This is a genomic window from Candidatus Hydrogenedentota bacterium (genome assembly GCA_012523015.1).
GTDB lineage: Bacteria > Hydrogenedentota > Hydrogenedentia > Hydrogenedentales > CAITNO01 > JAAYBJ01.
In genome coordinates, this window is the sequence record JAAYJI010000255.1 from 1 (window position 1) to 11,303 (window position 11,303).

General features: G+C 46.2%; 11 protein-coding genes and 4 tRNA genes. 4 read left to right on the plus strand and 11 right to left on the minus strand.

What is annotated here, in order from left to right:
• From GX117_11160 to GX117_11200, 9 genes are all read right to left on the minus strand, one after another.
• A partial coding sequence (locus GX117_11160; protein ID NLO33894.1) for a hypothetical protein occupies window positions 1-91 on the minus strand: 91 nt, incomplete at its 3' end.
• Between the two features lie 105 nt (window positions 92-196).
• Window positions 197-272: transfer RNA gene (locus tag GX117_11165), tRNA-Thr, on the minus strand.
• A gap of 27 nt (window positions 273-299) precedes the next feature.
• Window positions 300-375 (minus strand) — tRNA-Gly (locus GX117_11170).
• 41 nt (window positions 376-416) lie between these two features.
• Window positions 417-502 (minus strand) — tRNA-Tyr (locus GX117_11175).
• Between the two features lie 201 nt (window positions 503-703).
• Window positions 704-1,216 (minus strand): acetolactate synthase small subunit, encoded by a 513-nt coding sequence (ilvN, locus tag GX117_11180; protein ID NLO33895.1) that lies wholly within the window; start codon window positions 1,214-1,216, stop codon window positions 704-706.
• A gap of 14 nt (window positions 1,217-1,230) precedes the next feature.
• Window positions 1,231-1,806, minus strand: coding sequence for an aminoacyl-tRNA hydrolase (locus tag GX117_11185; protein NLO33896.1), 576 nt, complete (start codon window positions 1,804-1,806; stop codon window positions 1,231-1,233).
• Window positions 1,807-1,832: 26 nt separating this feature from the next.
• A complete protein-coding gene (locus tag GX117_11190) occupies window positions 1,833-2,468 on the minus strand; it encodes a 50S ribosomal protein L25 (GenBank protein NLO33897.1) in 636 nt (211 codons plus the stop codon).
• Between the two features lie 24 nt (window positions 2,469-2,492).
• Complete coding sequence (locus GX117_11195; GenBank protein ID NLO33898.1) at window positions 2,493-3,428, minus strand: ribose-phosphate pyrophosphokinase; 936 nt, start codon at window positions 3,426-3,428, stop codon at window positions 2,493-2,495.
• Between the two features lie 78 nt (window positions 3,429-3,506).
• A tRNA-Gln gene (locus GX117_11200) sits at window positions 3,507-3,582 on the minus strand.
• Window positions 3,583-3,873: 291 nt separating this feature from the next.
• On the opposite strand from GX117_11200, the gene GX117_11205 reads away from it, so the two are divergent.
• The 3 genes from GX117_11205 (at window position 3,874) to GX117_11215 (ending at window position 7,098) form a co-directional block, all read left to right on the plus strand.
• On the plus strand, window positions 3,874-4,380 hold the full coding sequence (locus GX117_11205) for a metallophosphoesterase family protein (GenBank protein ID NLO33899.1): 507 nt from the start codon (window positions 3,874-3,876) through the stop codon (window positions 4,378-4,380).
• 1,069 nt (window positions 4,381-5,449) lie between these two features.
• On the plus strand, window positions 5,450-5,845 hold the full coding sequence (locus tag GX117_11210) for a reactive intermediate/imine deaminase (GenBank protein ID NLO33900.1): 396 nt from the start codon (window positions 5,450-5,452) through the stop codon (window positions 5,843-5,845).
• Window positions 5,842-7,098, plus strand: coding sequence for a tetratricopeptide repeat protein (locus GX117_11215; GenBank protein NLO33901.1), 1,257 nt, complete (start codon window positions 5,842-5,844; stop codon window positions 7,096-7,098). Before GX117_11210 ends, GX117_11215 begins: the two co-directional genes overlap by 4 nt.
• Window position 7,099: 1 nt before the next feature.
• Here GX117_11215 and GX117_11220 read toward each other — a convergent pair whose 3' ends face one another.
• Both GX117_11220 and GX117_11225 read right to left on the minus strand, forming a co-directional pair.
• Window positions 7,100-8,137, minus strand: coding sequence for a hypothetical protein (locus tag GX117_11220; GenBank protein ID NLO33902.1), 1,038 nt, complete (start codon window positions 8,135-8,137; stop codon window positions 7,100-7,102).
• Window positions 8,134-9,252, minus strand: a complete 1,119-nt coding sequence (locus tag GX117_11225; GenBank protein ID NLO33903.1) for a hypothetical protein — start codon at window positions 9,250-9,252, stop codon at window positions 8,134-8,136. Before GX117_11225 ends, GX117_11220 begins: the two co-directional genes overlap by 4 nt.
• Window positions 9,253-10,035: 783 nt before the next feature.
• Here GX117_11225 and pilM point away from each other — a divergent pair.
• The coding region (gene pilM / locus GX117_11230; GenBank protein ID NLO33904.1) for a type IV pilus assembly protein PilM at window positions 10,036-11,303 on the plus strand (1,268 nt) is incomplete at its 3' end.

The following is an 11,303-nucleotide window of genomic DNA, read 5'->3' on the forward strand; positions in this document are numbered from 1 at the left end:
CACTGGTAAGGGTCGTTTTACCGTGGTCGACGTGTCCAATGGTTCCCACGTTGACGTGGGGCTTAGTGCGTTCAAATTTTGCCTTCGCCATATCTTTTTCCAGTCTTTCCTCTTAGGTTTCAACTCTGAAACACATTTTTTGGATTTTACTAAACGCCGGTGAATGATCCCACCGGTAAACGCCCATTTTTGAGAGTGGAGCCCACGATCAGAATCGAACTGATGACCCCTTCCTTACCATGGAAGTGCTCTGCCGACTGAGCTACGCGGGCTCTCTTTAAAATTAAGGAAAAATCCAATGGAGCGGGAAACGAGGCTCGAACTCGCGACCCTCAGCTTGGAAGGCTGATGCTCTACCAACTGAGCTATTCCCGCGCCGATAATTTACACAAACGTCTTAAAGACGATATCAAAGATGGTGGTGGGAGTTGGATTCGAACCAACGTAGGCGCAAGCCAACGGGTTTACAGCCCGTCTCCTTTAGCCACTCGGACATCCCACCACACGAAAAAGCAATGATTATATACCTGCCAACGTTGTGTTCGACATAGCATAACAAACTATCAAGGGAGAGATCAAATTCATCTCTCTTTATCGAATCGACTGTGGATTCAAGCTAGGAATACAAGCCTTTTCCGCATCCGTCGATTAGGGTGTTTGTACGGTATATTTTTGCCGAAAACCGCCACAGCCTCTTGAAAAATTATTTGATTGCCTTTTTCTCTAAGCTGTTTGCCGCACGGGCAATGGCTATTTCTCCGGTACGTACCATTTCAATAATGCCAAAAGAACGCATCATATCAATAAAGGCTTTGACTTTGGCATGTGCTCCGGTTACTTCTACGGTCATCGTGCTGTTGTCGAGATCAACGATTTTGCCGCGAAAAATTTCAGCAATTTCCAAGACTTCGCTGCGACGTTTTTGGTCGGCGTTAACACGGATCATAACCAACTCACGTTCGACAAATGAGCGGTTGGTTAAATCTTCAACGCGCATAACATCCACCAGTTTGTTCAACTGTTGAATGATTTGGGCCAGTACATTATCATCTCCACGTACCGTAACCGTCATGCGTGAGACAGTCGGATCTTCCGTTTCACCAACGCATAAACTCGAGATGTTGTAGCCTCTGGCACTGAACATGCCGGACACGCGGGCAAGTACACCAAATTGGTTCGCTACCAGAACACTGATCATATGTTTTTTATCGGACATGGGTGTATACCTTTCTATCCGGGGTTAAGTGGATTAAATTGATTCATGGCTTGCTCTATGCCCTGTTCGAGCCAGAACAGCGCCGCTGACGCGGCTTTTTCGGTCATCTTTTCGACAACCGGAATTTCTTCATCTGTAAATCTGCCCAGTACAAAAGGGGACAGGTTTCCTTGGGGCATCTTCGCCGACGCGATGCCCAACCGTCCACGGTTGAAATTGGTAGTTCCCAAGATATCAGTAATCGATGTCAACCCTTTATGACCGCCGGCGCCGCCGCCCGCACGAAGGCGTACCGTACCCAAAGGCAAGTGCCGATCATCCACAAAAATTAACATGTCAGTCGGCTCACAGCCATAGCGTCGTGCCAACCAGCCGATGGCTTGACCGCTCAGATTCATAAAGGTCTGGGGTTTTATCAATAACACGGAATGGCCTGCGTGAAAAGCGCGGGCGACCAAGGCATTATTAATGACCCGTGAAAAGCTCACCTGCAATTTTTCAGCGATTCGATCCGCCACCACAAATCCGGCGTTATGGCGGGTTCGCTCGTACTGTCGGCCCGGATTCCCAAGACCAATGAGCAATTTCACACCGATTATTCCTATTAAAGAAGCAATTACGCCTCTTCTGTGGATTCCGTTTCCTCTGTATCTTCTGCAGCTTCGTCGTCTTCAACTTCAGCTTCTACGACGCGCGGCGCATGGATGGAGGCGATGGTCAACGTGGACTCAGAAATAATGGTCACGCTATCGGGCACAACCAGATTGGCGACATGGATGCTTTCGCCGATATCCAAATCGCTAATGTCCACATCTAATTGAACCGGAATTTCCTGGGGCAGACACTCGACAATAACTTCACGAATTTGTTGGTCAATGATACCGCCTTCAACAACACCTTTAGACCGACCAACCAGCACAATAGCGACGGGACTCTGAATTTTCTCATCCAGACGAATACGTAAAAAATCCACATGCCGCATTTTGCTGTTGACAGGATGACGCTGGATTTCTTTCACGATCACCGGGGTATTGGCTTCAGGATTATCTTCAAACTTCAATTCCAGTACGACGTGAATACTTTTTTCTGATTGAAGAATTTTTTCCAAGGAGCTGCGTTCCACAGAAATGGACAGGTTGTCTTTGTCGCTGCCATATAATACGGATGGAACATTACCCTCAAGACGGGTTTGCGTGTTAAATCCTTTTTGGCCCGTCGACCGCATTTTTGCTTTTAATTCATGTAATTTCATTTTTCGTTAAGCCTCCGAATCATATCAGACCGTAAATAGACTGCTAATCGATTCATCTTTGTGAATACGTTTCATTGCTTCTCCCACCAGTTGGGCGAGCGTTAATATTTGGATTCGTTTCATTGAAGACGCCCGCTCACCTAGAGGTATAGAATCGCTTACCAATACTTCTTCTAAGACAGAAGATTCAAGCAAATCCAGAGCCGGACCGCTGAACACGGGGTGAGTCGCACAAGCGCGCACACTCAGCGCTCCATGGTCCATGATCGCTTGGGCAGCTTTTATCAGTGTGCCGCCCGTATCGATCATGTCGTCCAAAATCAATGCATGGTGACCATCTACACGCCCAATAAGGTTCATGACCTCAGATTCGTTTTCTTTGGGCCGGCGTTTATCGACAATCGCGATAGGAACACCCAAGCGATTGGCAAAGCTGCGCGCCCGCGCAACACTGCCCATATCAGGCGAAACTACCATGAGATTTTCCTGCAGGCCGATTTTGCGCAAATGTTCGCAGAAAACGATATCCGCAGAAAGATGATCTACCAAAATATCAAAAAAACCTTGAATTTGACCGCAATGTAAATCCACGGTTAATACACGATCCGCGCCCGCCGCAGTAATGAGATTGGCAACCAATTTCGCGGTGATAGGCACACGGGGCTTATCTTTTCGATCTTGCCGACCATAGCCATAGTAGGGTATCACGACTGTGATGCGTTCTGCCGATGCCCGGCGCGCTGCATCACAAAAGATCAACAATTCCATTAAATTGTCGTTTACCGGAGGAGCGGTGCTGTTGACGATGAAGACATCGTGACCGCGGATATGGTCATGGATTTGCAGATGAATTTCGCCGTCACTGAAGCGGCCGATAGTTGCGTGTCCAAGAGGAATGCCTAAATGTTGGCAAATTCCTTCTGTCAATCGCTGAGAAGCACTTCCGGTGAATATCTTCATGCTATTAGAAAAATCCACGACTCCATACCTTTCCTCTCATTTATTGCAGGCGTGTTTTCTCCCCTAAACGTATTAAAATGGCTGGGGCGGCTGGATTCGAACCAACGCATGCCAGAACCAAAATCTGGTGCCTTACCAACTTGGCGACGCCCCAAGAAAAACAATCGATTTTAAGATTTGGGAGAGTATAAATCAGGGGACTGAAGTATAACAAGCAAGGGGAAGGTATGTCAAACATCTGTCCCCGCTGAATTTTTTTGTTGAAACAAAGATCGAATCCGTCGCTTTAGCCCTTTATTATGGTCACTGCCTTAGCAATTATTTAGAAAATGAATACGCTCTTTTTTTAGGTTAAATCTTTTTTTATCCATACATTGTATAATTATTTAGACGGCTGTTGTTAACAACAAGCTTAGAACCTTCGCAACAAGAGAAAGTGGAATCCATGATCATAGGCGTGCTCAGTGATACCCATAATAATTGTGAGCTGATGATGAAAGCGGTTAGGATCTTGACGGATGATTTTGGCATAGATTCCCTAATCCACTTGGGCGATGATTGGGAAGATAAAGAATATTTGGAACACTTGGGATATCAGGTAAAAGGGGTACCCGGTCTGTGGTGTTCCGCCTACAGAAGTGGTTACGTACCTAAGGTGGGTATTTCAACATTTAACAACACCCAAATAGTGTATGTTCATGATATCCAAGCATTGACAGAAATTCCGTTGAAAACCGAGCTCCTCTTAAGCGGCCATACCCACCACTTTCATATAGAATTGCGGCAAGGTATACCCCACATGAATCCCGGTCATTTGAAATCGCCCATAAATCGGGGGAGAGAGGCGAGCTTTGGAGTCGTGCAGTTGGATAAAAAGAGCATGTCTTTGTCTGTGTACAATCTTCAACGACAACTGCGTCTAAACCGCACATTTTCGTTACTCCATGAATAGGGAAAGGCTACAGATGAAGGCGTTGAATAGATCTCGTGAAGCTAGCCAAGAAGAAAAAGATCGCGCCCTACAGACGCGTGTTCATCAATTATAAATACAGACGTTTACAATCCGCTTGGGATGAGCTGACAGGTGATCTAGCCTTTCGTATCATCCCTATAAAAGCCCATAACCTTCGTGCTCTTGTATATCTAAATAATTGATCAAAGGAAGCGCTTAATTGCAGAATTCGATCGAAATTATTTCTTTGAAACAAGTTGCATTTCGAATTTGAACCTGCATATACTTAGTTGGGCCAATAAGAATTGGAGGTATTTAAGATGAACAGCGAGGAATATAAAAATAGATTTAGGATGAACTGCGAGCGATTTAAAAATAAATATTATAGATTTTTTTATAGTCTATGTGGAGCAACAACTGCGTTCATTGTCTTCTATCTACTATCGTCATTCGATATTCTACGTTCCTTTGTTTTCGCGACCTCTATGTTTATAGCCTCTCTTTTAATAACTACTGCTTTTTCTCTTTATAAGCCACGAAGTTTATAAAACAACAGGCGAAAGATCTATAGTAGTTTTTATTTGTACTGTAAACAAAATGAAAAGCATGTTGTCTCAAAATTCTTAGTCATTAACGCGTCTAATCTTTTTAATTCCCGATGCAATCGTCTTTATTTCGAAGCCAATTCTTGCAATTGCGCCCCGTATGATTTCCCTCCCTTGTTCTGCCTCTCAGATTCTGACAACGATAGTGCTACGGTGACCCCGGTTTTGGGAATTCCTATTTTCGGTACACCAGGTGTCAAAGAGGATTGGAAAGTAACGAAGAATTGAACCATGGTATCTTGAAAAAAGGTTGTTGTTTGACTTTTACACGACGAAGCGCCGGACCCGGTAAACTCGGAGGTTGCATGAAGATTTATTGTCATAAGTAATGACGCGAGAAAGAGGTTCATGGAATGGGTGAGGTGCGCAACGGTCGGCTAGGCTAGGGTCGCCTGTGATACACTTAGGAAATAGAGATCGAATTTTTTTTGTATAAGAAAAAGATAAAGTTGCTGGAGACCACAATGAATAAACAATGTATCCATGTTGAAGGAGCACCGCCGGCAGCGGGTCCTTATTCTCATGCTGTACGGGTTGGCGAGTTTTTATTTATTTCAGGTACGGGGCCCTTGGCAGCCGATGGCAGCGATATCGTTCATGGCACGGTTGAGGAGGAAAGCGCGCGAACACTGGAGAATTTGAAGACAGTGCTCGTGGGCGTTGGGCTGGATCTCGAGCATGTTGTTAAGACGACCGTGTACTTGTCTGACATGCGTAACTTTCAGGTATTCAATAACGTTTATAAAACATACTTTACTGAAAATTTTCCCGCACGCACTTGCGTAGAAGTTGGAAGCTTACCGTTGGGTATGCGCATGGAAATTGAGGCTATAGCCTATTACCCCCAAGGACTGCCATGATTCGACATGCTACAGGACTTTTGATAGTCTTTTTATCCCTTGTTTCTTTTCCCCATCTACATCTTGCCGCACAAGACGTCAATTCTTCGGAATACAACAATCAAGGTGTGGAGGCCTATAATACCGGCGATTATTCAAAAGCCATTTCCCTTTTGGAAAAAGCCTATGCGCTGGCACCGGACAGCGATGTGGTGCGTCATAATCTGCGTAACAGCTATCAGGGCATGGCCAATACTTATGGTGAAGAAAAAGATTTTCGTAAAGCTATCCCGTATCTTGATCGTGCCGTAAAAATTGATCCTAACCACGCGCCATTAAGAACACAATTGGGTACCTACCATCTGAATGTGGGCGATGTCAACGCCGGTATTTACCATATCGAGGAAGCGATCCGGCTGAATCCCGGCGACCTCACAGCCCATGAGATGCTCGGTCAAGCATATTATATGGACAATGATTTGGCTTCAGCACGGGTGCATTGGGACTATGTGCTTGAAATAGATCCCGATCGGAAGGAATTGAAAAAGCGATACGATAAAGCCTTTCGCGAGGAATCGGTCGAATATGATTTTAACCGTTGGAAATCACGTCATTTTAGCATCACCTATCCGCCCGGGATTACGCCTGCGCTGCGCTCTTCCGTCGCCTCTATTTTGGATCGTGCCTATGTCGATATAGGGCGGCTCCTTGGCGGTATTTACCCGGCGCCTCCTATTTATGTTGTCTTGTATACGGCGGAGCAGTTTACGGAGGCGACTCGTTTAGACGGACATATTGGCGCTGTCTATGACGGAAAAATTAGAAGTCCCCTGACCAACGGGGACGGCGATTGGCTGCCTCAAGAAGAATTAAAACGCAGACTGGTGCATGAATACATTCACGTTGTGGTCCGTAATATTACAGGCGACAAAATACCGTGGTGGCTCAACGAGGGATTGGCCGAGGCATTATCCCGCAACTTTGAGAGTAACGATGTGGCGAGGCTGAAGGAAAATTATGCTACCGGCGCCGTCTATTCTTTCTCGCAATTGAGCGGCAATCAAGTATCCGCCAAACAGCCGGAAGCATTGCGCAATGCCTACCTCCAGTCTCATGCCGCAGTTGATTTATTATGGAATCGTTTTGGCCGCCCCAAGATGCTTTCGCTTCTTCGTGCTTTAGGCTCCGGCACAAAAATTGATGAAGCCTTCCAACTAACCTATCGCCGGACATTGGAAGATTTTGAATGGGAATTGGCGGCTCAATATCAGTAGGCTAGTTCTTATCCAAGGGAGTCATGCCTAGATGAATACTCTCTTGAGCATGCAGCCCGGTCTCATCGATTTTCAAAAAGCGAAACACGCCATCCACCGCGGCCGGTGTAATGATGATTCGTGTTTGTCCCCATGGGATACCATCCCGTTCCTCTGCTTCGCGGTGCACATGACCACACAAAAGATAATCCAGCGGATCATCGACGAAAAGGGTTATTTGTGAGCGTAGGCCCATAGAAACATCATAGCGATGGGTGATGCCTATGCTCCATCTCGTGGGTCGGATTTGTCTCCGATAGTAATACAAGAAATTATCTTGTCCGGAAAATTCACTTGCGATCAGGTAGTCTTTCGTATCAAAAGAGAGATAACCATCTTTGCCAAAGGTGAAGGCGTAAGTCAGGGGACCGAAAAAAAGTTCATAATAATTTTTGCCGCGATCGTGGTTGCCCGGAAGAACAAAAGTTGGAGTATCGCACAAATCCATGATCTCCAAGAATTGGCGAAATTGATCGGGATCGGAACTTTCAGAGAGGTCGCCTGTAATGAGTGTTAAGATTGCGTCAGAGGCATTGATTTCATTTACAATCGCTGTAAAGGTGTCTACCCCTTTGCTGGGACTCCGTTCTTTGCCAATGTGCACGTCCGTCACATGGGCGGCAAGATAGTTGTCGGGTACTTCTTCAATCACATAAACAGCCCGCTTGTTGATATCCACCTGATCTCCATGCCGTGCTTCGAGAGCATAGACTCCGAGCGGCACAGATTCATCGATTGTACATGCTGCGGAATAGTCGCCGCCGGGCAGGCGCGTCCACACCGCTTCAAGGGGGATGCTTTCAGTGTCCTTCGATAAGGAGAGGGCAGCTTCATTTTGAAGGACGGCGTTAAAAGTACCGCTGCGCTCAATAACGGAGGGGATGCCATTGTTCGGAAGTTGGATCAAAGCCAGCAGACCATTTTCATCCCGAGCGAAAGCAGCACTATTCATTAAACTTAGAAGAACCAAGATTAGCACGTAATGTAGACAACGATTCATTTTGCTGTAGTTTCCATTTCTTTTGTTTTCGGTTGCCAAACAGGGGACAGCGCGGCATGGGCAGCTTCTGTGAGTTGCTTCAGCTGGCTGCCATCAGGTCGAATACGATACAACTGCGGGACGCCGTCCATGTCTGACACAAAGACAATCCATTTACCGTCGGGCGACCAATCCGCCGCCCAACAGTTGTATGCGGTGTCAACTATAAGCGGCGAAATATTTCCCGTGTTCACTAAGAGGCTATACAAACCGCAACGCCCGTTGCGGAAGGACTCAAAAATAATCCAATTGTTGTCGGGCGACCAGACGGGGTTCCAATCGGCGGCCGGATGATTACTGACATTGATGATGCCGCGACGGCCTAGGACAAAGATTTCTCGATCGCCGCCTTCGTTGGATTCAAAAGCGATTTGGCGCGCCTTATGATCAGGACGGAGACCATACTTTACGAAGCGGCTGCTGTCGGTTGTTAACAAGGGCAGCAAGGGCAAGGAATAGGAGGGCGTCACAACATACAATTCTGTAGATAAAGGAGGCGTGTCGGTAGAAACGCCGATGGCTGTTAAGACGCCGGTTTTTTCCGCTTCATCGCGTAATTTGAGTAAGCCAGCTGTCTTCACATCTTCAAGATCTTCGGGGTTCAGTGCTTGCATGAGGTCTGTTGATGCAAGCCACGCAACAGAAACGAAACCTTGTTGATCGCCTCCCCAAGTCGATTCCTGAGCTGTCTCGAAATCGTAAACTTGAATTAAAGGGAAAGGATTGGAATCGGTGTAAGAGATATAGGCCAAGCGTTTCCCATCGGCAGACCATGCGGGGTCCGTGTTGACCGGGTATTGATGAGTCAAGGCTTCATCGGGGATGTCTTCACGAGGATAGGCTAATCGGATGCATACACCGTCAGCATTTCTGCTTTGGTAGGCAACACATCGGCCATCGGGAGACCACGCGGGAAAGGCGTCCAACGCACTCTCACCGATGTATTCGCTTTGTCCTGTTGAGACATCGACAATGGAAAGTTGGCTGTAATTTTGTGTTCCACCGGCAATATAGGCAACCAAGCCTGTTTGTCCAAGACCTACCTGAGAACATAACAACAATAAACTCAAAACCATTTTAAGATACCTTCGTTCTAAAATTTTCGATGGTCACAGGCAACATAGAATCGAGGACAGGGATGGTTGTCTTTCCGCGCCAAGGATGGACCGGAAAAGATCAACCGCAATGCCCAGACATTTGATCCTGCTTATTTGCCGTGAAAAAAATAACTGTGCTTCACCAACTATTATAAAGATATGTGATGGAATACACAATATCATGTTTACGTACTTTCATTTTCTTTTGAAATTATCGGCGCAGAAAAAACAAGGATCGGAAAAGTTTTTATCACCCACCCGAATAAGGTATTCTCTTGACAACTCCTTTCATTATTTTTTAAAGTGGTACTCAAGAACAAAAAAAATCTAAGCGATCGACGCGAAGAAAGAGCTTTTTAGCATCATCCCTTTTCTTTTGTAAAAGTCTCCGAGGCGACAATAAAAAAGTGTTTCGTGCAAAGAGTTGCACGATTGAAGAGAAAATATTGATCTGTCATTCCTTAGATTTTAACGTTTGTTTGAACAGAATTCACGGGTCATAAAATCTATTTTTGATTGTATGACCTTGATTTTACTATGCTTTACCTAGTCTTTGATTGCTCCTTGACTTGACTTTTAGAAAATAGTTGAAATTAATACTTGACATCTGAATTAATATTTACTACAATATTTGTCAAGAGTTTACTTCAAGCCGAATGTGGCGGAAGATTAAAACTATCATACGGCTTGGAAAGGTTATAATGACCCAGGTAGTGGAAATGGTATATTTAAATTCTCTGCGTGAAGCATGAAGGTATGGTTATGCCCGGTAAATGGTCTGGCCTGAAAAAAAGAGTTGTTCTTGACATCGGCACCAGCGCAGTGCGTTTGTGCGAGATGGCCAAGGTAAAAGGCAGCTTGCAGGTCACGAAATACATCCAACGCGAATATAATTCCGATCCCGGCCTGGAAGAGGCGGCCCGCAACGAGCAGCGTCTTAAGGCGCTGCGTGAAGTGCTCAAGGAAGGAAAGGTTCGCAAGGGGAAAGTAATTCTCGGTGTTCCCGGGCAATCTGTCTTTACTCGCTGCCGAACCTTACCACCTGTTCCCGAATACAAAGTCAACCAAATCGTACGTTACGAAATTCAACAACAAATCCCCTTTGGTTTAGATCAGATTGCGCTGGACTACCAACTGCTGGGACAAACTGAAACAGGCGGATTTGATGTGATGATGGCGGCGATCAAAGTTGACGTCGTCGATAAATACCTCGAAATTCTGAAGCCCCTCAAGTACGGTGTCGGTGTGGTAGACGTTCAACCCTTGGCCGCTTATAACTGGTTGAAGCATACGGGTCAGTTCGGTGACAAAGGGGATTGCGTCGCTTTAATCGATATAGGCGCAACGACCACGGACATTGTTATTGAACGGGGTAATCAATTCCGATTTACACGCCCCTTAAATCTTGGCGGCAATGATATAACAAAGGCCTTGGCGGAAGCCTTCAATATGGACTTTGTTTCCGCTGAAAAGATTAAGCGCGAACGTTGTTTTGCTCCTACAGAAGATCCCGAACGTGACGGCAAAGCCGGTGAAGTCGTGGGTCGGGTCATGCAGCGTTTGGTGGGCGAAATAACCCGGTCTTTTTCCTATTTTCGATCTCTGCCCGGGGGCGGCCAAGTCAATCGTCTCTTTATTACAGGCGGTGGCGCAGCTCTAAAAAACATGATCCCCTATCTCACTCGGCAACTCGGCATGACCGTCGCCCTTGCCAACCCCGCGGCCAATTGTGACATCGGAGCCGGAGCGGCAACGCTGCGCGAACAAGCAGTGCAGGCGAGTACTGCGCTGGGTATGGCGTTGCGAAGTGTCGAAAAAGTTTCTCTTGATATCAATTTGATTCCGCCGCGAATCTTGGAAGTGGCGCGACGCAAAGAACGGGCCTTGTATTGGGTCCTGTCCATGTTTGCTTTAGTGCTTATTTTTGCTTCCCTGATTCCTGCCGCTGCCAATCAAAATAAATTGGTTAAAGAGCGCATCGAAGACTTGAAGCGCGGGATTCGTGCCTATGATCCGGAACTGGTGCAACG